At 41.3% G+C, this 26,927-nt stretch carries 28 protein-coding genes; 20 read left to right on the top strand and 8 right to left on the bottom strand.

From position 1 onward, the window contains the following. Positions 1 to 184 precede the first annotated feature (184 nt). The 8 genes from JOC95_RS16515 (at position 185) to JOC95_RS16550 (ending at position 13,140) form a co-directional block, all read left to right on the top strand. A complete protein-coding gene (locus tag JOC95_RS16515) occupies positions 185 to 2,041 on the top strand; it encodes a PAS domain S-box protein (RefSeq protein WP_275580578.1) in 1,857 nt (618 codons plus the stop codon). Positions 2,042 to 2,229: 188 nt separating this feature from the next. Further along, positions 2,230 to 4,068: a GAF domain-containing sensor histidine kinase gene (locus tag JOC95_RS16520; protein ID WP_239582972.1), complete on the top strand. Its 1,839-nt coding sequence runs from the start codon at positions 2,230 to 2,232 to the stop codon at positions 4,066 to 4,068. Beyond that, the gene (locus JOC95_RS16525) at positions 4,061 to 4,699 is read left to right on the top strand and encodes a response regulator (protein ID WP_204418306.1); all 639 of its coding nucleotides are present in this window, start codon (positions 4,061 to 4,063) and stop codon (positions 4,697 to 4,699) included. The genes JOC95_RS16520 and JOC95_RS16525 overlap by 8 nt, the downstream gene beginning before the upstream one ends. A gap of 94 nt (positions 4,700 to 4,793) precedes the next feature. Continuing rightward, positions 4,794 to 6,137, top strand: a complete 1,344-nt coding sequence (locus JOC95_RS16530; RefSeq protein WP_204418307.1) for a sodium-dependent transporter — start codon at positions 4,794 to 4,796, stop codon at positions 6,135 to 6,137. 183 nt (positions 6,138 to 6,320) lie between these two features. Beyond that, the gene (locus tag JOC95_RS16535) at positions 6,321 to 7,748 is read left to right on the top strand and encodes a S8 family serine peptidase (RefSeq protein WP_204418308.1); all 1,428 of its coding nucleotides are present in this window, start codon (positions 6,321 to 6,323) and stop codon (positions 7,746 to 7,748) included. Between the two features lie 42 nt (positions 7,749 to 7,790). Continuing rightward, positions 7,791 to 10,244 carry a S8 family peptidase gene (locus tag JOC95_RS16540; protein WP_239582973.1) on the top strand — a complete coding sequence of 818 codons (2,454 nt, stop codon included), beginning with the start codon at positions 7,791 to 7,793 and terminating at the stop codon, positions 10,242 to 10,244. A gap of 363 nt (positions 10,245 to 10,607) precedes the next feature. Beyond that, a complete protein-coding gene (locus JOC95_RS16545; protein WP_204418309.1) occupies positions 10,608 to 11,747 on the top strand; it encodes a S8 family peptidase in 1,140 nt (379 codons plus the stop codon). A 268-nt stretch (positions 11,748 to 12,015) separates the two neighbouring features. Beyond that, a complete protein-coding gene (locus JOC95_RS16550) occupies positions 12,016 to 13,140 on the top strand; it encodes a S8 family peptidase (RefSeq protein WP_204418310.1) in 1,125 nt (374 codons plus the stop codon). 97 nt (positions 13,141 to 13,237) lie between these two features. Here the strand turns inward: JOC95_RS16550 and JOC95_RS16555 are convergent, their stop codons facing one another. Next, on the bottom strand, positions 13,238 to 14,395 hold the full coding sequence (locus JOC95_RS16555; protein ID WP_204418365.1) for an aminotransferase A: 1,158 nt from the start codon (positions 14,393 to 14,395) through the stop codon (positions 13,238 to 13,240). Between the two features lie 147 nt (positions 14,396 to 14,542). Between JOC95_RS16555 and JOC95_RS16560 the strand changes: the two genes are divergently transcribed. Both JOC95_RS16560 and JOC95_RS16565 read left to right on the top strand, forming a co-directional pair. Beyond that, on the top strand, positions 14,543 to 14,995 hold the full coding sequence (locus tag JOC95_RS16560; protein WP_204418311.1) for a DMT family transporter: 453 nt from the start codon (positions 14,543 to 14,545) through the stop codon (positions 14,993 to 14,995). Positions 14,996 to 15,283: 288 nt separating this feature from the next. Beyond that, on the top strand, positions 15,284 to 15,502 hold the full coding sequence (locus tag JOC95_RS16565; RefSeq protein WP_204418312.1) for a hypothetical protein: 219 nt from the start codon (positions 15,284 to 15,286) through the stop codon (positions 15,500 to 15,502). Between the two features lie 36 nt (positions 15,503 to 15,538). Here the strand turns inward: JOC95_RS16565 and JOC95_RS16570 are convergent, their stop codons facing one another. Further along, the gene (locus tag JOC95_RS16570) at positions 15,539 to 15,778 is read right to left on the bottom strand and encodes an IDEAL domain-containing protein (protein ID WP_204418313.1); all 240 of its coding nucleotides are present in this window, start codon (positions 15,776 to 15,778) and stop codon (positions 15,539 to 15,541) included. Positions 15,779 to 16,191: 413 nt separating this feature from the next. Here JOC95_RS16570 and JOC95_RS16575 point away from each other — a divergent pair, with 413 nt between their 5' ends. Further along, the gene (locus JOC95_RS16575) at positions 16,192 to 17,490 is read left to right on the top strand and encodes an NCS2 family permease (RefSeq protein ID WP_419096260.1); all 1,299 of its coding nucleotides are present in this window, start codon (positions 16,192 to 16,194) and stop codon (positions 17,488 to 17,490) included. A 35-nt stretch (positions 17,491 to 17,525) separates the two neighbouring features. Here the strand turns inward: JOC95_RS16575 and JOC95_RS16580 are convergent, their stop codons facing one another. Further along, positions 17,526 to 18,095 (bottom strand): PadR family transcriptional regulator, encoded by a 570-nt coding sequence (locus JOC95_RS16580; RefSeq protein ID WP_419096261.1) that lies wholly within the window; start codon positions 18,093 to 18,095, stop codon positions 17,526 to 17,528. A gap of 295 nt (positions 18,096 to 18,390) precedes the next feature. On the opposite strand from JOC95_RS16580, the gene JOC95_RS16585 reads away from it, so the two are divergent. Continuing rightward, entirely contained in the window at positions 18,391 to 19,656 is a 1,266-nt protein-coding gene (locus tag JOC95_RS16585) for an ATP-binding protein (RefSeq protein WP_204418314.1), read from the top strand. A gap of 45 nt (positions 19,657 to 19,701) precedes the next feature. On the opposite strand, the gene JOC95_RS16590 is transcribed toward JOC95_RS16585, so the two are convergent. Then, positions 19,702 to 20,124: a hypothetical protein gene (locus JOC95_RS16590; RefSeq protein ID WP_204418315.1), complete on the bottom strand. Its 423-nt coding sequence runs from the start codon at positions 20,122 to 20,124 to the stop codon at positions 19,702 to 19,704. A 304-nt stretch (positions 20,125 to 20,428) separates the two neighbouring features. Here JOC95_RS16590 and JOC95_RS16595 point away from each other — a divergent pair, with 304 nt between their 5' ends. The 6 genes from JOC95_RS16595 (at position 20,429) to JOC95_RS16620 (ending at position 23,908) form a co-directional block, all read left to right on the top strand. Continuing rightward, positions 20,429 to 21,679 carry an MFS transporter gene (locus JOC95_RS16595; RefSeq protein ID WP_204418368.1) on the top strand — a complete coding sequence of 417 codons (1,251 nt, stop codon included), beginning with the start codon at positions 20,429 to 20,431 and terminating at the stop codon, positions 21,677 to 21,679. Positions 21,680 to 21,851: 172 nt separating this feature from the next. Then, the gene (locus JOC95_RS16600; protein WP_204418316.1) at positions 21,852 to 22,298 is read left to right on the top strand and encodes a redoxin domain-containing protein; all 447 of its coding nucleotides are present in this window, start codon (positions 21,852 to 21,854) and stop codon (positions 22,296 to 22,298) included. A gap of 175 nt (positions 22,299 to 22,473) precedes the next feature. Beyond that, positions 22,474 to 22,908: an Hsp20/alpha crystallin family protein gene (locus JOC95_RS16605; protein ID WP_204418317.1), complete on the top strand. Its 435-nt coding sequence runs from the start codon at positions 22,474 to 22,476 to the stop codon at positions 22,906 to 22,908. 17 nt (positions 22,909 to 22,925) lie between these two features. After that, complete coding sequence (locus tag JOC95_RS16610; RefSeq protein ID WP_204418318.1) at positions 22,926 to 23,138, top strand: hypothetical protein; 213 nt, start codon at positions 22,926 to 22,928, stop codon at positions 23,136 to 23,138. 15 nt (positions 23,139 to 23,153) lie between these two features. Continuing rightward, positions 23,154 to 23,603: a hypothetical protein gene (locus JOC95_RS16615; protein WP_204418319.1), complete on the top strand. Its 450-nt coding sequence runs from the start codon at positions 23,154 to 23,156 to the stop codon at positions 23,601 to 23,603. After that, positions 23,600 to 23,908 carry a hypothetical protein gene (locus JOC95_RS16620; protein ID WP_204418320.1) on the top strand — a complete coding sequence of 103 codons (309 nt, stop codon included), beginning with the start codon at positions 23,600 to 23,602 and terminating at the stop codon, positions 23,906 to 23,908. The genes JOC95_RS16615 and JOC95_RS16620 overlap by 4 nt, the downstream gene beginning before the upstream one ends. Here JOC95_RS16620 and JOC95_RS16625 read toward each other — a convergent pair. Both JOC95_RS16625 and JOC95_RS16630 read right to left on the bottom strand, forming a co-directional pair. Beyond that, a complete protein-coding gene (locus tag JOC95_RS16625; protein WP_204418321.1) occupies positions 23,905 to 24,153 on the bottom strand; it encodes a hypothetical protein in 249 nt (82 codons plus the stop codon). The two genes, JOC95_RS16620 and JOC95_RS16625, sit on opposite strands and share 4 nt — an antisense overlap. A gap of 15 nt (positions 24,154 to 24,168) precedes the next feature. After that, positions 24,169 to 24,414: a hypothetical protein gene (locus JOC95_RS16630; RefSeq protein ID WP_204418322.1), complete on the bottom strand. Its 246-nt coding sequence runs from the start codon at positions 24,412 to 24,414 to the stop codon at positions 24,169 to 24,171. Between the two features lie 179 nt (positions 24,415 to 24,593). On the opposite strand from JOC95_RS16630, the gene JOC95_RS16635 reads away from it, so the two are divergent. Continuing rightward, positions 24,594 to 24,863, top strand: coding sequence for an HPr family phosphocarrier protein (locus tag JOC95_RS16635; RefSeq protein ID WP_239582974.1), 270 nt, complete (start codon positions 24,594 to 24,596; stop codon positions 24,861 to 24,863). Positions 24,864 to 25,029: 166 nt separating this feature from the next. Continuing rightward, positions 25,030 to 26,019, top strand: coding sequence for an acyltransferase family protein (locus tag JOC95_RS16640; protein ID WP_204418323.1), 990 nt, complete (start codon positions 25,030 to 25,032; stop codon positions 26,017 to 26,019). A gap of 34 nt (positions 26,020 to 26,053) precedes the next feature. Here the strand turns inward: JOC95_RS16640 and JOC95_RS16645 are convergent, their stop codons facing one another. Beyond that, on the bottom strand, positions 26,054 to 26,503 hold the full coding sequence (locus tag JOC95_RS16645; RefSeq protein ID WP_204418324.1) for a VOC family protein: 450 nt from the start codon (positions 26,501 to 26,503) through the stop codon (positions 26,054 to 26,056). A gap of 143 nt (positions 26,504 to 26,646) precedes the next feature. Further along, positions 26,647 to 26,910: a hypothetical protein gene (locus tag JOC95_RS16650; RefSeq protein WP_204418325.1), complete on the bottom strand. Its 264-nt coding sequence runs from the start codon at positions 26,908 to 26,910 to the stop codon at positions 26,647 to 26,649. Positions 26,911 to 26,927: the final 17 nt, after the last annotated feature.

The raw sequence follows: 26,927 nt of genomic DNA on the forward strand, positions 1-26,927 counted from the left end.
GCTTTTGGAGTCGATGAGAGAGTTATAATGTGAGTTTATATTTAATTTGTTATAATATTTAGAAAAATAAAGAAATTTGTAGTATAATAGGGAATGTTGGAAATAATACACATCATTTAAAAAATGACAGATAGATTGATAGAATTAGAAGGGAGGAAGAACGTTGGAAAAGCCTAACTATTTATTGAATAAAGGAAAAGACCAACATGTAGAATCCATTTCAAAAATTCATCTCATCATAATCATATCTCCGACTGGCAACATACAATATGCCTCTTCCTCATGTGTCTCAATACTCGGTTTTCACAAGCATGAACTCATTGACACAAAGCTGGAAGACTGGATACATACAGAGGACCTTTATTTAATTGAGAGCTTGATATACCAACCCTCACACCAAGCACAATGTTTTTTTAGGATGAAAAGGAAACATCAAGGATTTGTTTGGATGGAAGCCATACTTTCAGAAATACAGGATCCCGCACAGCAATTTGAAAAAGAAATTGTACTGAAACTGTCTCAGACAATGGATATAGGTAATAAATCCCCCCAACAGTCTAACTTTATTTTGAAGACTGAGACAGAGGAGAATGGTCAAGTCAATAAAATAAATGAAATCAAAGAGTTAACAGATAAAGAAGAAGGCTACTCCGCATTCGACTTGATTGAGCATCTGCCAAATGGCCTTTTTTTAACGGTGGATGGAGTCATCAAATATGTCAACGAAACGGGCACAAGGATGCTTGGTGCCTGTCAGAAAAGCCAGTTGCTCGATACTTCAGTCTATGACTACATCGAAGAGACCTTCCATGATATTGTGAAGCAGCGAATCAGATCGGTTCAACAAGGATTTCGGGTGGGGCTCATGGAACAGAGATGGTATCGATTAGATGGAAGAATGATAGAAGTGGAAATCATTTCGAATCAGACGATGTACAAGGGCCAGCCGGCTTCATTTGTGATGCTGATGGATATTTCCCATCGGAAAAACTTTCACAAGATATTGCAGAATAGTAGGGAACGTTTTCGGATGCTTGTGCAAAACTCGATTGATACTATAGGCGTCATTTGTGAGGAGAAGTGGACATTCATCAACGAGTCCGGAGTGAAGATGCTCGAAGTGGATAACTATGGGGAATTGATCGGGAAAAGTGTTTATCAAAATATTGGAAAACAGGATTTTCAATATATATGGAAGACGATACATGCACAATCCAAGGGGGAAAAGCTGCCAACCTTTGAACAGGAATGGACTACAATGAAAGGTCATAAACTCTACACCGAAGTGATCGGGATCCCGACCACCTATCTTGGAAAAAATGCGATGCAGGTGATCATCCGCGATATAACCGAGAGAAAGCAGGCAGAGGCAGTGATGCTTCAATCTGAAAAACTTTCTGTTGCCGGCCAGCTTGCTGCTGGAATCGCCCATGAAATACGAAATCCACTGACCGCAATAAAGGGATTCTTTAAACTCCTTGAGCGGGAAATGGATCAAAAGAAAGAGTATTTCCATATCATTGAGTCTGAATTGAGCAGAATCGAATTGATACTTAGCGAGCTTCTCCTGCTGGCTAAGCCTCATAAGGTCCGTATTCAAAAAGTTTCCCTTGATACATTGCTCAAAGATGTCACCACACTACTTGAAACACAGGCAATCATGAATAATGTCTGGTTTGAAATGAAGCTTGATGCAAAGGACCCGTATATCCAATGTGACGACAATCAAGTGAAGCAGGTGTTCATCAATCTCATTAAAAATGGAATAGAAGCCATGTCAGGGGGAGGGAACATTTTCATTGAAACGGAGGATGAAGGGGCAGAAGTGATCATCCGGATCAGAGACGAAGGCCCAGGCATAGCGGAAGAGATAATAGCCCGTCTTGGGGAACCGTTCTTTACGACCAAAACCACCGGTACGGGACTCGGTCTCATGATCACCTTCAACATCATCAAGAACCATCATGGAACTGTCAGTGTCAAAAGCGAAGTGGGTCAAGGTTCCACCTTTGAAGTTCGTTTTCAAAAGGTCGGAAGATAATACTTTTGTACTAATTAAAATATTCCTTTTTACTAATGGTTTTAGGACTCTATTTTCATTACGATGGAAATGTGCCGATCCGGTACGAGGAACTACAGTTGGGAAGTGAGAATTCATTGTGCCAGCTGTAGTTCCTCTTTCTATTGATACAAAATATATAAACAATTTAAGAAACGGCAGGGAAAGATATGAACGGGAAATGGAAGGGAATACACATCTCAGAACTTTATATGGGGTTTGTAACTGTAATCGGGTGGGTTCTTGTGCTTCTTCAAGTACTAGCCTTATCACCGGTTGAAGTTTCATTCACCCTGCTTTTATTGATTGTTTTTCTAGGGATTTGTGAGTATTATCCAATGCCTGTACCAAAAGGGCACACTACACTTACATTTCCTATCATCTATATGATTTATGTTGTGTTCGGTTTGGAAACAGTCATCATCATCTATGCTTTCATAGTTCTGGCAATCAATCTAAGTCATCGCAGGCCTCTGCGAATTATGCTGTTCAATCCTTCCCAGCTTGCTATCAGCTTTTATCTTGCACATGTTCTCCATCAAATTATGATGGGAACTTTTCTGACAGTCACCATTTCACCACTATTGAATGGATTGATTGGCTTTTCTTTAATGATCATTCTTTTTTATATATTGAATAACGTGATTGTGGATATCGTTCTCTGGCTGAGACCTGAACCCTATACATTAAAGATTTGGTGGGGCAAAACACAGGGGGAGCTCATCAGTTTTGTCATCTCCTATATCTATGGCTGTCTCATTCATATACTGGGCAGTCAAAATCGTGGGGAAGTGGATATCTTCTCATTCTTTTTCTTCTTCTCTCCGCTCGTTGGACTTTCCTTGCTCAGTTCCATCATTGCCCGCCTGAAAACGGAGAAAAACCGAATCAGGGCATTATTCCAATTCTCCACGGAACTGAACAAGTCCATACCTTCAAGGGGTTGGGAAAATTTAATAAAAAATTTGCTGCAAGAATTGATGCCTTATGAAGATTGCATCCTTTTTGTGAAAAATGAAAAAGGTATCTGGGAACAAACAATCATCAAAGGCGAAATCCTCTCCAGTCCGTCTCTTGATGCTCTCCTGGAATTGGAGAAAATTTCACACTTACAGGGTTATGATCATAAAAAATCAGGGAAAGGACCTTTAGCGCCCTTTCTGAGGGCTTCCTCACGATCTGTTGTTTATTCACCGTTACTTTTTGAAGGTCAATCAATTGGCTGTTTTGTCGTGTCAAAAGGCCGCACCAAAAGTTTTACTATCGAGGATACCCGCTCCATTGCGACCATCGCCAACCAACTGGCTGTATTTTTGAAAACAAGGCAGCTTGTAAGTGAACAGGAGCGTAGAATCATTCTCGAAGAGCGGAACAGGATTGCACATGACATCCACGATGGAATAGCCCAAACCCTGGCAGGTGCTGTCATGAAGCTGGATACTTCCTACAAAAAATTGGAGACACATCCTTCTGATGCCAAGCTCCTCATTGCGGACAGCATCAAGAAGCTGAGGGAAAGCCTTAAGGATGTCAGGGATTCGATTTATGCGCTCCGTCCATATCCAACAGAGGAGCTGGGATTTCATTTGGCAGTGGAAAAAAAGCTGACCGAGCTGAAAAAAGATCCAACCTTTACATTGGATGTTCAGCTTCAGGTACGTGGAAATCGGGGATCCATCAGTCCGATGACAGAGAAGGTCATGTTCAGCGTGTTCCAGGAAAGCATCCAAAACTGCCTGAAGCATGCGAATGCCACACATCTGCATATCCTGATCAGCTACCAGTCAGATCATATTGTCTTGAAAATGAAGGATAATGGCCAGGGGTTCTCTTTGTATCATGCAATGATAAAAGCGATGAATCAACCTCACTACGGAATACTTCAAATGAATGAAGCGGCAGAGAAAATTGGCTCTGCCCTTCAAATCGACAGCAAGCCGAATGAGGGAACGGAAATTACACTGACAGTTCCCAAGTTGGGATTAGAAGGGGAGATTGATAATGATTAATGTTATGCTTGTGGATGATCATGCAATATTGAGGGATGGATTAAAAACAATCATATCTTTGGAAAACGACATGGATGTGGTGGGGGAGGCCACCGGCGGTTCTGAAATGGTTGCATTATTGAAAACTATAAGCCCGGATGTCATCGTGATGGATATAAACATGCCAGAGAAAAATGGGATAGAACTTACTAAAATTGTGAAAAAAGAATATCCTGACATAAAAGTGCTAATCCTTACAATGTATAAACATGAGGAATATTTCATGTCTGCATTAAAAGAGGGGGCAGACGGTTACTTATTGAAGGACTCTCCTTCGGAACAGGTTGTAGATGCCATCCGCACGGTTCATCGTGGGGAATCAATCATCCATCCTGCCATGACCAAAAAGCTCATCAGCTATCATCAGCAGGAGGCACAGGCAAAAGAGGAGACAGTTTTAACAGAAAGGGAGAAGGAAGTTCTTGTTTGCCTTGTACAGGGGCTTTCCAATAAAGAAATCGCCGGCCGTCTTTTCATCAGTGATAAAACAGTGAAAATCCATGTAAGTAAAATATTCAAAAAGCTTGATGTGAAAAGCAGATCCCAAGTAGTCATCTATGCGGTGCAACATAAATTGGTACAGCTTCCTTAAAACTTTTAGTGGATTTTGACAGAATATTCCCTATACAAATACAAGAATCGGTAGTATCATATTAGACTAATCTTTGAAATAGGAGTTTTTCGTCATGAAACAGCATGAGCAATGGACATCAAAAATCGGCTTTATTTTAGCAGCAGCAGGTTCTGCCATAGGCCTCGGCGCAATCTGGAAATTCCCATATATGGCAGGAACGAATGGTGGCGGAATATTCTTTTTAATCTTTATTCTATTTACTCTCCTTATTGGAGCCCCGATGCTACTGGCGGAATTTATTATCGGAAGGTCCACGCAAAAAGATGCCATTACCTCTTATAAGGTGCTTGCCAAAGGGTCGAAGTGGCATTATATCGGGATATTGGGAGTGATTGCCTCCTTTATTCTCCTGTCCTTCTACAGTGTGGTAGGCGGATGGATTGTCACATACCTTGGAAAAAGCTTTATCGGGGGGTTATCCAATTTCACATTGGATGAATACAGTGGGCTTTTTGAACAGACCATCGCCAGCCCTCTTCTCGTGCTTATTGCACAGTTCATCTTTATTCTCATTACCATCTATGTGGTACAGGCTGGTGTACAAAGCGGGATAGAGAAAGCAAGCAAAATATTAATGCCTTTATTATTTATCATCTTTCTCGTTCTTCTTATCCGCTCTTTGACATTGGAAGGAGCATGGGAGGGAGTACGATTCTTCCTTCAGCCGGACCTGTCCCTCATCACACCAAATACATTCCTGATGGCATTGGGACAAGCACTGTTTTCCTTAAGTGTCGGTATTTCCATCATGGTTACATACAGCTCCTACCTGACAAAAGGCGAAAACCTTGTCAAATCGGCAGGTTCTGTGGTCGGATTAAATATCATTATCTCCCTATTATCCGGTCTCGTCATTTTCCCGGCAGTATTCGCACTTGGATTGCAGCCTGATGAGGGGCCGGGATTAGTCTTTGTTATCCTTCCTGCGGTGTTTGATCAGCTTCCATTCGGCGTGATCTTCCTTGCGATGTTTATGATTCTTTTGCTGTTCGCAACACTGACATCAGCTTTTTCCATCTTGGAAATCATTGTTGCAGTTATTGTGAAGGACAACCAGGAGAAAAGGAAAAAGGTAGCCTGGGTTACTGGTATCATCATTTTCATAATGGGTATACCATCTGCCTTATCATTTGGGGTCCTATCGGATCTTACGATTAATGGCTTGATTTTCTTTGATGCAGCCGATTATCTTGTCACAAACATTGCATTGCCTGTAGGGGCATTGCTGATCTCAATATTTGTGGGACATCGAATTCCCAAGGATATCCTAAAGGATGAATTCTTCCAGGGTTCAACTGTAAGAAAATCGGTATTTTCCATCTGGTACTATCTCATTCGATATATAATCCCAGTAGGAATTCTTCTCGTTTTTATTCAATCACTCGGACTTATATAAAAAGCGAACACCAAAGCGCATGCTTCGGTGTTTTTTTTATGTTCTCCTACTACCAAGGTACTAATGAAGATAGTACGGATACTCTGTCTTTTACCACCGATGACTAATAGTTATGCATTTGTGGGTATGAGAAAATACAAATAATTATCTTACTATTCAAAAAGTTGCGGAAGGGGAAAAGGGATGAAAAAAAGTATGGCTTATCTATCGGTGGGGGCTCTATTATTGGCATTGATTTTTACGGGTTTCTGGCCACAAAATGTTACAAAGGCAACTTCAAATGCAGATACACCAAGGCTGGATGAAAACTTGGCAAAGGTTCTGCAAACTGCAACAGGACCTGTTGAGATTATCATTACATTTGAGCATGATGGTGGCATTGGGCAAGACCAGATAGATTTTTTAAAAGGACTTGGAATAAAAAAGGGGATGACATTTCAAAGCTTGCCGATTGCAGGTGCCCTTGCTACGAAACAGCAAGTGGAAATGCTGATGACAGAGGAAAGTGTCGTTTCCGTCTATCTTAACAAAAAGCTAGAATATGAAAATGAAGGCTCAACCTCCTATACGGGAGTAGATAAGGTCAGAACCGATGAAGACCTCCGCACCCAGAATGGAGGTATGCCGATAAGTGGAAAAGGCGTCGGTGTGGTTGTGAACGACAGTGGTGTGGATGGTACACACAATGATATCAAGCTTGGTCGTAACCTCGTACAGAACGTGTTTGCAAGCTCCAACCTGAATGCATTGACGGGTGTTCTTCCTATCACATATGTGGAAAATGTACCAAATACAGATTCCGACTCTGGGCACGGAACACATGTGGCAGGAACTGTAGGGGGAACAGGAGCAATGTCTGGTGGAAAGTATGAAGGTGTTGCACCTGGCGCGAAGTTGATTGGATACGGTTCAGGCGCTGTGGTAGCCATGCTTGATACAATCGGGGGCTTTGATTATGCCTTGACACATCAGCAGGAATACAATATCCGACTCATCACCAATTCCTGGGGAGATACAAGTGATGCAGGAACAGATTTTGATCCATACCATCCAATAAATATTGCAACAAAAAAGCTATTTGACCGCGGGATTATTACGGTATTCTCAGCAGGTAATTCTGGTCCCGGAGAGGCGACAATATCCGGTAATTATAAAAAGGCACCATGGGTCATAACTGTAGCTGCGGGTACCAAGGATGGGGAGCTTGCAGACTTTTCTTCGAGAGGCGTGAAAGAAAACGGTGGGATCGTTGATGTAGATGGCGTCACTTATATGTGGGAGGATAGTCCAACCATCACGGCTCCGGGAGTGGACATCATCTCGACAAAAGTGCTTTCTCCGCTATCGGCGTTAAGCGCCCAAAAGGATGTGGAGTACATTGACCCGGCTCACCTGCCGTATTATACCACCTTCAGTGGAACCTCCATGGCTGCCCCGCATGTTGCAGGGATCATCGCGCTGTTATTGGAGGTAAATCCAAACTTTGATAGCTTCGAAATAAAAGAAATCTTACAAAATAGTGCTACTAGTATGCCCGGCTACGAAAAATGGGAAGTAGGGTCTGGGTATGTCAATGCTTATGATGCAGTTATGCTAGCACGAACCCATTAATTCTACAGGAAAATAAAAATATAAATGAAAAGAGGTTACTTTATGAAAAAAATGTTCGCTGCTGCATGTGCCCTGATTCTGATTCTTTCCTTGTTTTCCAATGTTGGTGCCCAGTCCACGTCCGCAACGGGATCTGTAGTGAATGAAAAGGTATGGTCGGTTTTAAGTGATGCTACAAGTACAGCACAGGTGATTGTCACTTTCAAAGAAGAAGAAAGGGCAAACTCTGAACAGCTAAGGTTTCTTGAGGAAATCGGGATCACTTCAGCGGTTGTAATGAATTCCTTGCCGATAGTGGGGGTTGTTGCTACCAAACAGCAAATAGAGGAATTAGGTGCTTCTCCAGAAGTCCTTTCCATCTACCTGAATGAAGAATTGTCTTTTTACAATGCAGAGTCCACAGACGTGACAGGTGTAGATAAGGTTAGGACGGACAATTCCTTCCTCGAAAAGAATGGCGGCATGCCTGTCTCAGGTAATGGTGTTGGGGTAGTGGTAAATGACAGTGGAGTAGATGGAACCCACAAAGACCATGAATTAGGACGCAACCTGGTGCAGAACGTATTAGGTTCTACCAACCTTCAAAGTATTACAGGAATTCTGCCAATCTCCTATACGGAAAATGTCCCGAACACCGACACCAACTCCGGACACGGGACACACGTGGCAGGAACAGTTGGGGGGACAGGTGCGATGTCAGGCGGAAAGTATGAAGGGGCAGCACCAGGTGCCAGTCTTATCGGATATGGGTCAGGTGGGGCGTTGTTTGTGCTGGATGGAATCGGAGGATTTGATTACGCCATTACACATCAACAGGAATATGACATTCGAGTCATTACAAATTCCTGGGGATCCAGTGGTGATTTCGATCCGAACCATCCAATCAATATCGCAAGTAAAAAAGCGTATGATCGGGGCATAGTCGTTCTTTTTGCAGCTGGCAACGAAGGTCCTTCCGAAAACACACACAATCCTTACGCAAAAGCCCCATGGGTAATTTCTGTTGCAGCAGGTGTGAAGGATGGGACTTTGGCTGACTTCTCCTCACGTGGTACAAAAGGAGAAGGAGGGAGTTTTACAATGGATGGAAAAGAATGGACGTGGGAAGATCGGCCGACGGTGACTGCGCCTGGTGTGGATATCATATCCACGAAAGTTGTATCCCCCCTTACGGCACTGGCAGCTGAAAAGGATGCAGCGTTAATCGAGCCGGCTCATCTGCCATATTACACCACGATGAGTGGAACTTCCATGGCAACACCTCATGTAGCGGGAATTGTTGCATTGATGCTTGAAGCAAATCATTCCTTATCACCTGATGAGGTAAAAAATCTTTTGCAGGCGACAGCGACGAATATGCCAGGCTATGAGACATGGGAAGTAGGAGCAGGATATGTGAATGCATATGCAGCAGTGGATGCATCATTTAATGACAAAAATTATGGTTCTACTCTAACAATGAATCAAACTTATCATTCGGATGTGGAGACATCAACTTCCAGGGAAGAATTTGAGATGGAGAGTTCATTATTGACAGATGGCGGATATGAATTTGCTGTAGAGGAAGGTTTGACCAGCCTACTGGCGAGAGTGGATGGAAAGGGTCTTATGGAAGAAACGGGTAACCCTATCAATCTCGTACTTATTGCACCGGATGGAACGGAATACAGCTCTGGGGTAAGTCTGCTTTTCCCTCTATATACAGATCGGGTAGTACTTGTGGATAATCCCCTGCAAGGTACGTGGAAAGCGGAGATACGCGGGTTAAGGGGGAATGAGCTGAACCCGATTGGAATTTCCCTCCCTGAAAACGTAAAAGGCACCCTGGCTTTTACGAAGATCAATGGATTTACCGGTTTGAATGATATTGCTGGCCATCCCGCAGAAGCGGCGATCCAACAAGGTGTGAAGGAACGTCTATTTGATGGATACAGGGATGGAACATTTAAACCCGACTCCCAACTAACAAGAATGGACATGGCGAAGTCTCTATTAATGGGAGCGGAAATACGCCAAAGTCTGCCTTCCCAAGCATCATTTGGTGATGTATCAAAAGCTGACCTTCCTTTTGCAGAGGCGGTGGTGGCAAAGGGTGCTGCGTTTCGAGATCAATCTCACGAGTTAAAAGGGGTAATGCAGCCGACAGCTTCAGGAAAATTCTCTCCGAAAGCTACCGTGACAAAAACGGAGCTTGCCTATACCCTCGTGCAGGGGTTGGGCCTTGAAAAAGAGGCGATGGCGCATGAAGGAGACGTTAAAGTTACCTATAAAGATGAGCGCATCGTGCTGAAAGATCAAGTAAATATCCCCGACGCCTTAAAAGGGTATGTGCAAGTGGCATTAGACCTGAACATACTGAATGCAAACTTTTCAGTGACACAAGGCAAATATGACCTCAAGCCGAAAGTGGAAGCAACCTTCGCTCCTGATGAAGTGGTGACAAGAGGAGATTTCGCGGTGGCATTCACGAGATATTATCAGGTGTACTTTAACTAAAAAGTAGATAGTGATTATGGAAGAAGGAACGGAAACATTCCTTCTTCTTTTTATTTTGGGTTGGGAAAGTGCCGAAACATTTTGTTATATAAAATGTCTTTAAATTTCCTGTTTTCCCAAACAAAAAATTCTTCATCAGAAAATAAGATAGGTTGTGCAAAGAAAAAGAGAGGAAGGAGGAGAGGGGAACGATGCCATTATTTACATAATTTCTCATTGGGCAACAAAGGCAAAAAAACACCATTAATACCTATATTGAAAGTCTGACTTTCCCAATATGAAATTAAGATGACAGGTGGTAGACTAGCTATAATAGTTCTTAATATTAAGAATTATCAAAACACAACTAAGGGAGTGGAATGATTGAAAAATTGGATTAAAGGATTTTCAGTATTCATTGTAGCGTTATTGGCATTCTCATTATCGTTCGGATCTGCACAAGCAAATGCTACAGGTCCTGGTGTGAATGAAAAGAAGCAATATCTTGTAGGTTTTAAGACAAATGCAAAAGCATTCTCAGCTAAAAATATGATTACCGCTGCAGGCGGGGAAGTGGAACATGTATATAATTACATGGATGTACAGCTAGTCACTCTTCCTGAAAAAGCGGCGCTTGCGTTGAAAAATAATCCAAACATCTCATTCGTGGAGGAGGATGCAGCAGTATATGCTACTGCACAATCCACTCCATGGGGCGTAACGCATATTAATGCACATAAGGCTCATGCTGCAAATGTGACAGGATCTGGTGTGAAAGTGGCAGTATTGGATACTGGAATTGACGCTAGCCATCCTGACCTGAATGTTAAAGGCGGAGTAAGCTTCGTATCCGGTGAGCCAAGTGGATTGACGGATGGAAATGGTCACGGCACACATGTTGCCGGAACGGTAGCGGCATTAAATAATACAGCTGGAGTATTAGGTGTTGCATATAATGCAGATCTTTACGCAGTAAAAGTACTGAGTGCTTCAGGAAGCGGGTCTTTAAGTGGTATTGCTCAGGGAATAGAGTGGGCAATTGCAAATGATATGGATGTAATCAATATGAGTCTTGGTGGAAGTACAGGTTCAACCGCATTAAAACAGGCTTGTGACAATGCATATGCTAGCGGCATTGTTGTTGTAGCTGCAGCAGGAAATTCAGGAACAAGAGGCAAACAGAATACAATCGGCTATCCGGCTCGGTACAGTTCCGTTATTGCTGTTGGTGCAGTGGACTCAAACAATAATAGAGCATCATTCTCCAGTGTCGGTGCAGAACTTGAAGTGATGGCTCCCGGCGTGAGCATTCTTAGCACAACTCCAGGAAACAGCTATTCTTCCTTCAACGGAACTTCAATGGCTTCTCCTCATGTTGCAGGGGCGGCAGCGCTGATCAAAGCCAAGTATCCTAGTCTATCAGCTTCACAGATCCGGGATCGCTTAAAAAATACTACAACTCCTCTAGGTGATGCCTTCTATTATGGAAAGGGAGTCATCAACGTGGAGAAAGCTTTACAATAATTTGATAAAAGTTCCCCCTTTTATTAATGGAACACCTGACAATTGTCGGGTGTTTTTTGATTATATTGATGGTATTGATCAGGATCTGATCATAAAGTCTCAGGAAAATACCATGATACACCATTGGGAAAACGAAAAGGAAATCTCCCTCTAAAAGCCCGCAATCGGTATTTACTTTCCCAATAACATTCCGTGAAATGCTGTGCTAACATCATAAGTGACTAAATAATTTGATTATTTAGATTCTTTCTAAGGGGATGATCTACATATGAAAAAGTTTTTATCCGTATTATTGGCAATAGCTTTGGTCCTCTCGTTCTCATTTTCTCCAGGGGAGGCAAGTGCAAAAGGAAAGCCGCTATTCAAAGATTATCTGATTGGATTGAAGAACCCTGTCTCCAATCAGACAAACAAAATAGTTTCCACTTTGGGTGGAACGGTCAACCATCAATTCAAACATATGAATGTCCTTCAGGTCACGTTGCCTGAAGCGGCAGTCGCGGCATTGGAGAAAAATCCATTAGTAGAATATGTGGAAGAGGATATCGAGTATAAAATCGATGCTCAATCTGTCCCTTATGGAATACCTCATATCAAGGCGGATGTTGCGCATTCCCAATCGGTGACAGGATCAGGTGTAAAGGTTGCAGTGCTTGACACTGGGATCGATGCAAGTCATGAGGATCTTAACGTTGCAGGCGGAGCGAGCTTTGTAGCGGATGAACCTGATGCATTAACAGATGGAAATGGGCATGGAACGCATGTGGCAGGGACCATTGCGGCATTAAACAATAGTGCTGGGGTAATCGGTGTATCATATGATGTGGATTTATACGCAGTTAAAGTACTGAACGGATCGGGAAGCGGGACTTTAAGCGGCATTGCCCAGGGAATCGAATGGGCAATCGACAATGATATGGATGTCATTAACATGAGTTTAGGTGGCAGTACAGGATCATCCACCTTGAAGCAGGCAAGTGATAATGCTTATAATAGCGGCATTGTCGTGGTAGCTGCTGCAGGAAATAGTGGTTCATTCTTCGGATTGATCAATACCATCGGATATCCGGCAAGATACGATTCCGTCATTGCAGTGGGAGCGGTTGATGCAAATAATAACCGTGCATCTTTCTCAAGTGTCGGCAGTCAGCTTGAAGTGATGGCACCGGGTGTTGACATTAACAGCACATTGCCTGGCAACCAGTATGGAGCACTGAATGGCACCTCGATGGCGAGCCCTCATGTAGCCGGGGCAGCTGCTCTCATCTTAGCGAAATATCCTAATATGACAAATGTCCAAGTCAGGCAAAAACTCCGTGACACAGCAACATATCTTGGATCAGCATTCAATTACGGACATGGTGTCATCAATGTGGAAGAAGCATTGAAATAAGAAACTGATATTAGCATATAATGCATAAAAAAAAGAACAGGGAAAAGCCTCCTGTTCTTTTTTTGTTGACATAACAAGGGGTGCCAGACCCCTGTTGTTATGTCAACTCCTTTAAAAACTTCTCCATCCGATCCATTGCTTTTTCCAGTGATTCCATTGTATATGCATAGGAGAGGCGGACATATCCTTCTCCAAGTGGGGAAAAGGCACTTCCGGGTACTACTGCAACCCCGGCTTCTTCCACCATCTTCAATGCGAAATCAAAAGAGGGCATATTGTATTTTTCTATGGAAGGAAATAAATAAAAGGCACCTGATGGTTTTACTACATCCAGCCCCATCCTAAGCAATCTTTGATACACATATTCCATTCTATCCTGATATTGCACTTTCATTTCCAACGCATCATCTTTTCCGTTTGTCAATGCTTCGAGGGCTGCATATTGAGAAATGGAGGAGGTACAGGATACATTATACTGATGCACCTTCAGCATCTGTTTCATTAAGTATTCCGGACCGAAGACCAATCCTATCCGCCAGCCAGTCATGGAATGGGACTTCGAAATACCGTTGATTACGATGGTCTTATCTCGCATCCCTTCAATAGTAGAGATGGAAAAATGCTCATGATCAAAGACCAACTCACTGTATATTTCATCGGAAAGGACAAAGATATCCTTATCCTTCAACAGCTTGGCGATACTTACCAGTTCGTCCTTTGGGAGTGTAACACCTGTAGGGTTTGATGGGTATGGCAGGATGATGCACCTAGTCTTTTCAGTAATATGCTCCGTGAGCAGATCTGCAGTCAATTTGAATTCGGTAATGGTAGTGTCGACATGGACAGGCGTTGCCCCGCATAGCTTGATGATCGGCTCGTAACCGGGGTATACCGGTCCCGGCAAGATGACTTCAGTCCCTGGCTCAAGGATGGTGCGAAGCGCAATGTCAATACCTTGGCTAGCACCGACAGTGACAATCACCTCAGCTTCAGGGTTATACGTTTGTCCATACTTTTCAGATACAAATGAACAGGCAGCTTTTCTTAATTCAAGGATTCCTGCATTGTGGGTATAACTTGTATAATTTGATTCTATAGCATGAATAGCAGCATTTTTTACATGCATGGGTGTGGGGAAGTCAGGCTGCCCGATGGTAAGGGAAAGCACATCATCGTACTTTGCAACCAGATTGAAAAATTTGCGGATTCCCGATATCTCTATATTTCGAACGTTCTCATTGATTAGATGCTCCATCATCATTAAACTCCTTTTTCTATTACAAATAGGACTGATTTCACTTTCTACATAGTATAAGCCAGTTTTTTTCTCCTGTCCAAAGGAATATTCAGATAAATGTAGTATTAGTACTGACAGCCATCTGAAACGGAAGGAGTAATTGACATGGTTAAAATATGGTTTGTCCTCATTGCGTTTTTGGGAGGGATACTTGGAGGGATCCAGGCTCCGGTAAACAGTCAGCTCGGGAAAAAGATCGGAAGTCTTGAAGCATCATTTGTATCGTTTTTCATCGGGACTCTATTTCTACTATTATTGACAACCTTCTTTGGAAAGGGAAATCTGATGCAACTGCCACATGTTCCAAAATGGCAGCTGGTGGGTGGCTTCCTTGGAGCGTGCTTTGTCACATTTGTCATCATGGCCGTCCCGAAAATAGGTGTGGCATTAACAATTATTTCTTTAATTATCGGCCAGATGATCGTAAGCATGGTGATCGATCATTTTGGATTATTCGGTTCTGCAAAAATAGCGCTAAATTACCAAAGGCTTTTGGGTGTTGTAATGATGCTGGTTGCCCTGGTTTTTATTTATCGCGGCACTGTCGTAGTGAAGTAAGGGATAATCCAAATGTAGGTAAATAGGTATGAAGTGGGGAATCAAGGTGCCCAGAATGGATAAAAACAACCTAAAGTGTATACATGTTTACGAGGGAAGTCCTAGAAAAATATGAAACAAGTAGGATAGGAAAAAAAATACATGTGCTGTATGATATAATTAAACACAGAATATTCACATAAATCAAAATATTTCTCTTCTCCATTGCCTTACGTAATGTTACTCCTTTCATCTTAGTATTACTGGGAATTGGTGTCTGTTGGATTCCGTCTGAAAGGGGAAAGAGTAATGGACATTTTGTTCGAGATTTGGTTAAGGTTGTTTGAGGTGTATGCGGAAGATTTGTTTTTCCAAGGTGAATCATCAGGGGTCTTTTCATTCTTGCTTATTGGTGTATTGGCATATCTGTTCAAGCAAGAGAAAACAGGGCAGAGCCAGAGTGGGAATGGCTGTACCTGTTGCAGAAAAGAGAGAGAAAAGAAGCAAACAGATGAGTCGTCCCAATAGAATGCATGAGTAAAGAAGCGGATTCTATCCGCTTCTTTATTCTTTAATGTGTGAAAATTGATCAAGCAGTTCATTATATTGAGTGGATAAACGATTGAATTTCTCTTGGTTCCTATTGCTCAGCGCTTGATCTATTTCGTGCATAAGCCGTTTTTGATGATATTGAAATACAGAGGAGTCGACAATGAGTTGTGCCATTTTCTCCTCTTTCGTCATATCTAAGTTTTGGATATTCGATACAAATTGTTCTGGTTGAAAAGCAAAATGTTTATTCATAATTTTTACCCCCTGTGCGCAATTTTGGTTTAGTGTATCGGGTTAATCATGAAAGGAAAGGTTAGAAAGAACCCTGCTCCTTTGTCCTATTATCTGATATTTTCCTGGATTTGTGAAGAAGTATTTTTAGAAAATTTAGATATATCAGAAAAAATAGTGGTAACTTTGTTAATCAGTGGCAGTTGACAAAGACGAATATTCGTTTATTTGATTAATTTTTATATACCCATAATTAAATGAATGAAAACAAAGTTGATCAAATTACGCCTTTCCATAAATAGTTTAGCCTTTTAAATTCGTTAAAAAGAGAGAAAGAAGTGAACCGTTTTTTAATTTTCACTTGTTTTTTGTTGTATAAACGAATATTATTATTAAGGTTTCATTATTACATTCGTTTTTTGGAGGGCAAAACTGTGATTGAGAAATTATTTGGACTTAAGAGTTCTGGAACAAATATAAAGACGGAAGTGTTGGCGGGTATTACCACCTTCCTTACAATGGTATATATCGTAATCGTGAATCCTGCGATTCTATCAGCTGCAGGAATTCCATTTGAACAAGTTTTCATGGCTACTATCATTGCAGCAGTGGTTGGCACGCTTACAATGGGCCTTTTAGCGAAATATCCAGTAGCTGTAGCACCCGGTATGGGGCTGAATGCATATTTCACAACGGTTGTTGCCAGCCAAGGACTGACCTATCAAGCTGTGCTCGGGACCGTATTCCTTGCAGGACTGATCATTATCATCCTAAGTTTAACGAATCTAAGGAAAGCGTTGATTGAAGCTATCCCGGCGCCACTGAAGTATGGCATCACGGCAGGTATTGGATTGTTCATTGCTTTTCTGGGCCTGAAAATGGCTGGTATAGTGCAGCCGAGTGAGGCAACGCTGATTACACTTGGGGATTTTACTGAGCCTGCAACAGCATTAGCCATAGGGGGATTGATCTTAACCTTGATTCTGATGGCTAAAAGAGTGACAGGTGCCTTGTTCTTCGGGATGATTGCCACTGCGGTTGGGGGATATTTCTTGGACCTACTGAAATTCGATGGTTATTTTTCTGTTCCGCCCTTGCCGACTTTCATTAATTTAGGGGAAGCGGTAAGCGGGGTATTTTCAAACAGCTTATATACAGTTGTTTTTGCATTTGTTCTGGTGACAATCTTTGACTCGACCGGTACACTTGTTGGTGTATCCGAACAAGGTGGCTTTATGAAAAATGGAAAGCTGCCACGTACCAAGCAGGCTACGTTATCAGATTCATTTGCGACTACAATAGGGGCAGCGTTTGGTACAAGTCCATCTTGTGCGTACATTGAATCTTCTTCAGGTGTTGCTGCAGGCGGGAGAACCGGGTTGACTGCAGTGGTTGTCGCGGTGTTATTCCTAGTGTCGATGATTTTTTCTCCATTTATATCGGCAATTTCCATGTTGCCTGCCATTACTGCACCAATTTTGATCATTGTGGGATGTTTCATGATGGAAGGCCTTGCGAAGATTATGTGGAACAGATTTGATGAAGCATTTCCTGCGTTTGCAATCATTCTTATCATGCCACTTACTTCTAGCATCGCTACAGGTATTGCAGTCGGTTTCATTTTGTATCCGATCTTGAAGGCTGTCACAGGTAAGTGGAAGGAAGTACACCCACTCATTTATATTTTTGCAGTGATTTTCCTTGTTCAGATGATTTACTTCCCTATGCATTGACAGGTTAGGATGGAAAAGTAATACGAGCAAAGGCTTTAAGGCCTTTGCTCGTTTTTGATTTTTCTGTTATTTTCAAATAACCCGTCCAGTGCATCACTGTGCAACTTTTCCAGCCATGCCAGCTCCACCTTACATAATTCATGTGCATTCTTCATGATGGAAACAGATCCATGGGGTGCACCATCCCCGTAAAATTGATAAACCCTTTCAAGCATTTCCAATTGGAATTTTGTGTGCTCGATCCGATCTTTCAGTATCCTGCTAATCATCTTGGAATCCCCAAGGTGGATAAATGCAAGCGCGGTATACATTGGATGATAGTAATTCGTTTCTGCTTTGAATTGTTTCTTTAACAGTTCCTGAAAAGTGCCTTTTCCTTTTTCAGTTATATAATAAATGGTTTTATCTGGCCTTGACTGATCCTTTACAACTTCCCGGACAGCGATTTGCTCTTGTTTAAGCAGTTTTTCCACTGCATAGTATAAAGAGCCTTTTGCAAGTTTTATATAATGCTCCATATGTCTTTCCTGCATCACCTGCTGCATTTCATAGGGATGTTTATCCCCTTCCATTAATAACCCGAGTATCACAAGATTCATTGCCAATTTCATGCACCTTCTTATAGGAACTTCTTTCTCATAAAGAATTATATTCTTCTATTATAAAGGAAAGAGACCTTTAGTTCCTAAAAATATCACTTACCTTCATTCAGGATGTGCAAATGTATAGAGCACTTTCGTATTTTGTCTTCATTTCGACTAGACAGTCTTTGAATCTAAAACCTATAATAGGTAAGGTATGCTTTCTTGAGAAGGGTACAATATAGTAAGTAATAGGATGACAATCATTGATTTTCCACTTTCGGTAAATCGATGTATGTAATTGGAGGAACCCCGTTTAATGATCTTTCTGATTAAACCATTAATCGTCAATATAACCATCATTTTTTCGCTATTATTCAATTCGAACATGTTTTTCCCTTTTAGTAAACGTAAGCCGTTGAACTTCAAGCAACAAACGATCTTTGCGCTTTTCAGTGCTTTTGCTGCTCTTTTATGCATGCTTTATCCGATAGAAACCTTGAAAGAAACCCATTTTGACCTCAGGATGATCCCTATTCTCCTAGTGACATTATATTGTGGTGTGTACCCCGGACTTTTAAGTGCAGCCATCGTTTCGGTAGTTCGATTCCTTATTGGAGGTGAATTCCTCTATGTGGGAATTGCAGTCTCCATATTGGCTTTTATCATAGCAATCACTTTTCGGCCGGTGTTCTTAAAAAGCGCCAATAAAGGATTGTACGGGCTGATCATTCTAGTCTTTTATTATTCTGGATATATCTTTATCCTCTATAATACTGTTTCTTTTTTGGATATCAGTTTTTATCTCGTATACTTTTTGGCTTTTTCTGCAACGTTCCTTTCATTGATTTATGTTGTGGAGCATTTGATCTTGGCGAACCAGCAATTTGATGAAACATTGTATCTCGAGAAATTATCCACCATTGGGCAAATGGCGGCTGCATTTGCCCATGAAATTCGTAACCCCATCACGACTGTTCGTGGATTTATCCAGTATTTGAATACAGACACAAAGGATGATAGGCTGCAACAGTTCGCCCCCTTGATCCTGGACGAGTTGGATCGTACTAACAAAATTATTACGAATTACCTGACAGTTGCGAAGCCCACTTCTTTTTCCTTGAAATTCGTCGACCTAAATATGGTCCTTACCGATTCTGTGGAATTGCTAAGACCTTTTGGTTCTTACCGTAATGTATCTTTGGAACTCGATTTGGAAGGGAATCATTTCATCTATTCGGATGAACAACATTTAAAACAGGTGATCATGAATATTATAAAGAATGGCATAGAATCCATCGATGAGGAAAAGGGGGGATATGTCAAAATAGAGAAAAAGAATGGTGATACAAAAGGTTCTGCCGTTATCACGTTCACAGATAACGGGATCGGGATGTCAGAAGAACAACTCGAAAAAATAGGTCTGCCTTACTATACGACAAAATCAAAAGGAACTGGATTAGGCAGCATGATTACAAACAGGCTTGTACATGAAATGAAGGGTAAAATAATCTATGATAGTAAAGTGGAGCACGGTACAAGAGTGACGATTATTTTGCCGACAGCGAGCCAGTATCGAAACTAATTTAAAAAGGCAGACATGGACATTGTCCCTTTCTGCCTTTTTAAATTAATTATTTTTCTCCAACGTAACCTCACCAGTTGTTGGATCTACCATATACCATCCACGGGACATTTTTTCTGGCTGATTATTGAAATGAACCAGTTCGGAAACATGAAATAGATAAAAATCTTCCTTGAATCCTTCGAAAGTGACCGATACACCTTCATTATCTTGTAATTTCAGGTGTTTTCTCACAAGCTGCTTAGCATCTTCCTTAGAATAAAAGTGCTTTTCTGAATTGATTTTCTCAACCGCCTGCGGCACCTGGTTTCTTGCCCCAATCAGCATTTCTTCATTAGATGGCATTTCACCCGGATGTTCAGTGTCTGTCAGAGTAGAGTCGTTTTCCCCTGCTCGATTGTTATCTTCCTGCATCCCACACCCACCAGCCAATACGACTACAGTCAATAGGAACAATGGCATTCTCATTTTTTCATTCTGCTCCATTCAAATTTATTTGCTATTAGTATGATTATGGGGAGTGTCTACTATTCATCTTTTAACTGTGTATTGAACGGTCATGTATGTTCATATCATTATTATAAGAACTACTGAGTGCAATATTAATCATGTTAAATCTAAGTAAAGAAGAAGGAGTGGGAGGATTCATTAGAGAATACTTCATTTATCAATATTTATTGGGGGAAAGAATGTGGCAAACTTAGAGAATAAAGTCGAAAGTCACCTTTACCATGAACAAAAACCAAGATCTCCCTGGCAGCTCTATTTTTCATTGCCTATATTATCTTGGGCATTATATGATTTTGCAAACACCATCTTTTCATCAAACATCATTACAATATTCTTTCCTTTTTATCTGCAGGAGGTAATTGGGACGAATGAACAGATGGACCAGATTGCCAGCACATTTTTATCCTATGCAAATGCAACTGCCAGTTTCTTTCTGGTTCTTTTTTCTCCATTGTTTGGTGTGCTGATTGATCGTACTGGAAAAAGAAAATCCTACATCATCCCATTTACATTGATGGTAGTATTATGCACCATTTTCATGGGGGTTTTTGCTTCTTTGGAGAGCAGCCGACTACTCTTCGGATTGCCGATCTCCTTTATTGGAGTGTTGCTCCTGTTTGTGGTCGCCAAATTCTTTTTCCATTCATCTCTCATTTTCTACGACACCATGATGCCTGATCTTGGTTCGAAAAAAGAGATGCCACTCATTTCTGGCTTCGGTATAGCAGTGGGATACTTGGGGACATTGTTAGGTTTAACCGTATACCTTTATGTTGGAGACAGTGGGTTCCACCGGGCATTCATCCCGACAGGCATATTATTTTTACTATTTTCCCTGCCTCTATTTTTCGTTTACAAAGATAAACCCATACAAGTTACGGAAAAAAAATCTTTTATCAGCGGTTATAAGGAAATTCTTCAGACATTCAAGGAAATGCGCATATACCGACCGGTTTTCCTGTTTATGATCGCCTATTTCTTTATCAACGATGCCATTGCGACAGCAATTGCCATGATGGCGATCTATGCAAGGTCCATCGGAGGGTTTACTGCATCTGAATTCATTCTGCTGTATCTGGTTTCGACCGTTTCGAGTATTATCGGGTCATTCATTTACGGGTATATTGCAAAGAGGATCGGTTCGAAATATGCGGTTGTTTCTGTTGCCGGGCTGTTGATCGTTGCGTTACTGTTCGCCGTATTCTCGATTGCCCCATGGATGCTCTGGACAGCTGGAAGTCTATTTGGAGTTGCATTGGGAGCTACCTGGGTCACATCGAGAACGTTCATTATTGAATTGACCCCGGAAGGGAAGAGGGGACAGTTCTTCGGGCTATTTGCATTTTCAGGAAAAGTATCCTCCATTGTTGGTCCTTTGATCTATGGAACGATCACGCTTCTATTGGCGAGCCATGGGAATTTAGCCAGCAGGACGGCGCTTGGTTCATTGATAATACTTGCATTCATAGGGCTTATAGTGACTTTGAAAGTGCCATACAAAAAAGAAGCATAGAACAGGAGGAAGCTGAAATCAGCTTCCTTTTTTAATTTTGGAGCATACTATTTTAATTATCTTTTTATAATCAGTACAATCTATGTTGACAGAAAAACAGTTTATTAATATAATGTTTTATATAATAATCATTATAAAATAGTAATTTTTATAAAGGAAAGGGAGAGTCAGCATGAAACTCAGAGAACAAATGCCTGAACTGTCAGGTGCAACGGAATGGATCAATGAGGAAGTGACAAAGGAGGATCTGATCGGTAAGCCTACACTGATTCACTTCTGGTCAGTAAGCTGCTATTTATGTAAGGAAGCGATGCCTGAAATCAATGATCTTCGTGATGAATATGACGACGAGCTGAACGTAGTGGCTGTCCACATGCCACGTTCCGAAGATGATCTTGATCTTGGTGTCATCCGCTCCATGGCAATGGGACATGACATTACCCAGCCGATTTTCGTTGACAGTGAACACAAATTGACAGATGCCTTTGAAAATAAATATGTACCCGCGTACTACGTATTTGATGCAGAAGGGAACCTGCGTCACTTCCAGGCAGGAGGAAGCGGAATGAATATGCTGAAGAAACGTATCAACAGGGTTCTTGGTGTAGAAGAGAAGTAAAAAAGGGGCCAGGCCCCTTTTTTTTGTTTGCAATCAATTATGAAGGAATAGTAGCTATTTAGTGCTTGTGTCAACCATGCCCGTAATATTTTTTACTCCTGGACTCATATACATATAGAAATAAATATAATGAATCAAGTTTACGTATTCTTTGAGAGTGTAGGGGAGGCGGGAAATGAAAAAGAATAGCAAGCAGGGAAATCCATGGGAAAATATGAACGAGAAAATAGATGATGTCTTAGGGGAGAAATTTTGGAAGGATGTATTGCCTGTCATACCTAAAAGGGTCCCGTTGGTTGATATATATGAAACACCTTCATATGGGTATATGATACTGGAGCTGCCGGGACTTCATTCAACAAAAGATGTTCAGATAACCGTTCAGAACAATCAGCTCTTTATAAAAGGGACCATCCCCTATCCTTATCAGCTACCAAAAGAGAACCTCCTTCAAAGTGAGAGATTCTTCGGCACATTCAAGCGTGCAATATCAATCCCCTTTTCTTTTGTTCCACAGAAAATGACGTCCCAATATAAGCAAGGAATCCTTTTGCTTGCTTTTCAAAAAGCAGATCATGACATTGATGTTGAAATTGTTTTTCAAGATTGATAGAGGGGGCAGAAAAGATGAAATTTGAAATTCATTCCTTCAAAGTAGACATCCTCATGAATTCCTCGTCACTTAACAAAGGCGATAATACAATTTTCAATATAAAAGTCGAGAAGCAGGAAAATGAAGGGGTGGGGACCATAGCCGGGGAGAAGAACCGGATGAATCATAATACGGGCATGGTAAATCGACGAACTGGAACTGAGCCGGATCAACAAAATCAAACTTAGTTGGTTGTGATCTAGATGAATGAAGATAAATCTGTTGAGCAGAAAATAAAAGAACTTGAGCAGAAGCTGGCTATCCTTGAAGATCGGATTGCAGCACTGACAAAGGAGAGGGCCATCCATTATCACATTCAGCATCTGGATATTAGAGAGGCCACATTCGATCAGCTCCATTATCACCTGGATTCAATCAGTATTGAAAGCTTAAGCGGGACATTGAATATAGTCAATAATTTTGATGGAGGATCACCAGGAAAACTGCAACCGACCCTACCTGATAATCAGAAACAAAAGCCTACTTCTTTTCCGGAAAAGGTAAAGGGAAAGGATGAAAGCAATTCAAATGGAAAGAACGGGAAAGTAAAATCCCACTCACATCAAAAAGAACGTCCCAAAATGGACCTGATTGTTACCCCGAAAACAAAAGGATACTCTGTCGCCTTCACAAAAAAGGAGGAAAAGAAATGAGTTCTTCATATTCTCCCAATTTTTTTATAGGAAGTATCCGGATAGGAGTGGTGGAGAGTGCATCCTGTATAAACATGGGGAACAATTACCCTGCACAGTTCCAAAGCAATAAAAAGCATAATCAGGGAATAGGGAATATCAGTGGAGATGAACTTGATATCCATGAAAACAAAAGTATGGTGAGCGATTCCTCTTTTATCGTTATGTTGCACCAACTGGAAAACCAGGAGCTCCCTCAATGGCTCCAGGATGTGATAAAGGAGAAGCAGGACGCGGATTCCAAAAACGAAAATGAAGATGACTAGCTTCCTTGTTTTATCTGTATGGGCATATCAACCAAATCCGGGTCATATACAATGTTCATGTTGGAAGAAGAATGATTGTCAACGCCCACTACCATCCCAAACCCCATATTGACCTTTTGGCTCGTACTCCAATTGGACTGAACATTATGCCCGGTAAAAACTCCTGAACTATTCATGATAGAGGTTATTTCAATCCGGTCGAGAAGAAAATGGACATGTTTTGGCTTAGCATCTGTATGTCGCATCGTATCCTCCACCTCCTAAAATTGGGCTGTTGGTTGTGGGTTATTCAACTCTGGATTTGAGATGGTCGTATCGACACCATCAGTATCTATGATAACATTGAAAATTCCATTGATGCCTACCACTCCAATTTCAATTCCATTCCCCATATTGATTTTACCCTGTGTCGACCAGTCGGGTTGGTTATTTTGACCAGTGGAAACGGCCGAACTCTGACTGATGGAATTTACATTAATTTGGTTAAAGATAATGGATACCGGCATTAATATTCGCTCCTCCATACTTCATTGTATTTTAGTGTATGAAATAATGAAGAGAAGGTTATCAGTAATTAAGATGACATATATTCAGTTAGGCTATAGTACTATTTTAATAAAATTATTCATGATTCTATTTAACGAGGCATACCATATATAAATTTACGCCAAAGTTAGGGGAAATCATGATGGTAACCAAGCAGATTGTCGTTACACTTACAAATGGCCTCCACTCAATAAATGCCCAGTCATTTGTACAAAGAGCACTTGCGTTCCAATCAGAAATCAAAGTTGTCCGACATAGCAGGATAGTGGATGGAAAAAGCCTGCTTGGCCTTTTGTCATTGGGGATTGCCAATGGCAATGTCGTGACGGTGAAAGCGGAAGGTTCCGATGAAAAAGAAGCGGTAGCCATTTTGACATCCTTCCTGAAAAGTGAAATTGAATTCGAATGAACGTACACGCAGATATAGCATCTGCGTGTTTTATTTTTACAGAATATAACATTGAAAAGACGGACAGGTTTCCTTTATACTTTCCGAATATATATGTTGCCAGGTTTATTATTTCTATAAATCTGGGTAAATATCTTCGTATAGAATAGAAACGGAGGAGAACATCATGAAAACTCGCGATTCCTTCTTTGACAATGCGAAGTTTATCCTAATCTTTTTAGTTGTATTCGGACATATCATTTCCCCTTATCGAACCAATGATGAGTGGTTGGTGTCCATCTATCACTTTATATTCATCTTTCATATGCCGGCATTCATTCTATTGGCCGGACACTTTAGCACTAACTTTCATAAAAAAGGCTACTATACTAAAATAGTGACAAGATTATTGGTCCCATACCTTATTCTGCAAACCATCTATACACTGTTCTATAGCCAGCTTTATGCATCAACTGAATATTCCCTGCAATATTTCACTCCAAGATGGGCTATGTGGTTCCTGTTGAGTATGATTGCATGGAAGCTTATGCTGCCGCTATTTGCCAAGCTGAAAGCTAGATACAGTGTTCCCTTGGCACTGGCCTTGGGAGTCGGGATAGGATTTTTTGAAATTTCCGAGCGTTTCCTGAGCTTGGACCGGACATTTTACTTCTTTCCTTTCTTCCTGATCGGGTATTATTTGACGCGAACCGATCTTTTTGAACGAGTGAAAAATGGGGCTTATCGCCCTTATGCCGCTGGTTTCCTGGTCATTCTATTCGTTGCGATCTACATCGTTTTAGGTGGGATCGATGGCGCAAGTATCCTTTATGGGACATATACTTTCTCATCTGTCATGGATATGCTCGGGCGTATTGGCATCTATGCAGGAAGCTTCCTGGTTACACTCGCATTTTTTGCCCTTGTTCCCAAGGAGAAGTATTTCTTCACAGGAATCGGCAGAAGATCATTTTATGTATATATCCTTCACGGATTTATCATCAAGTGGTTTTTTGAAACAAGTTTCAGTGATGCCATAAATTCGGGACCTGGCTATGTACTGCTGATCCTTCTTAGTATCCTGGTAACCTTTGCAACAGGTAATAAGTATGTGGTCAAAGCAATTCAGACGCCATTTGGTTATATGAAGGAAGGATTGTCCTTGAAGAACGGATAGAAAGAAGAACCTCCATTGTGATGGAGGTTCTTTTTTATCGGTCTAGCCAATCCTTTAAATGAAGTGTTCCCATTCTAGCATCTGGTTCTCCTTCAAGATTTGTAATATACTCCAGGGAATTTCCATCTGGATCGGAGAAATAATAGCTCGCAGATGGCATCCAGGCATGGACTACTGCATCACTGGTATCAAGTCCGAAGCTTTTTGTTAAAGGTATGTTCTTTTCATGTAGAAATGCAGGGATTTCAAATAACTGGTCATATTCCACGTAAAAAGCGAAATGTGCCGGGATGAATTCTTCTTTTTCTACCTCCCATATTCCAAGCATCTGTTCCTTCATTCCGGGGTCGCCAAGCCAGAAGAATGCTACCCTTCTTTCTTGAATAAAAGTCGCCAGCTTCAATCCTAGCTTCTTGTAAAAACTGATGGCTTCCTCCAAGTTTATTGTTTTGATATGCGTTTCAAAAAGTTTTGAGTTCTTCATTTACGGATTCCCCTTTGTCATCTTGATACTTTAAGTCTATTCCAGATAAGGATGAAGGAAATCCAAGTATAGTAGTATCTTCTCCTACATCTTTAGCAGGAGAAAAAAACTGCGAATCAAGAATTAGATTCACAGTCTGGTGGTCATATATCTGTTACTTTCCCCGTTGATATCTTTCTATTGACCGTCCAGATGCCGAGCAAGGAGAGCAGGGTGGTCATAGTAATGACAATGGGCAAAAGGTTGGTTAACTGAGCCATCACACTGTAAAGGATGCTGATGGAAACCATAGGTATGATGACGGCGAGGAACTGTATCTTTCTATTCACTCTGGTCATTAAACTGCTGCAGATATACACAATTCCACCGAGCAGCGTGATGGACAAAAGTGTGAACAAACTATCCATTTACGGCATGACCTCCG

The organism is Sutcliffiella tianshenii (assembly GCF_016908565.1).
Classification (GTDB): domain Bacteria; phylum Bacillota; class Bacilli; order Bacillales; family Bacillaceae_I; genus Sutcliffiella_A; species Sutcliffiella_A tianshenii.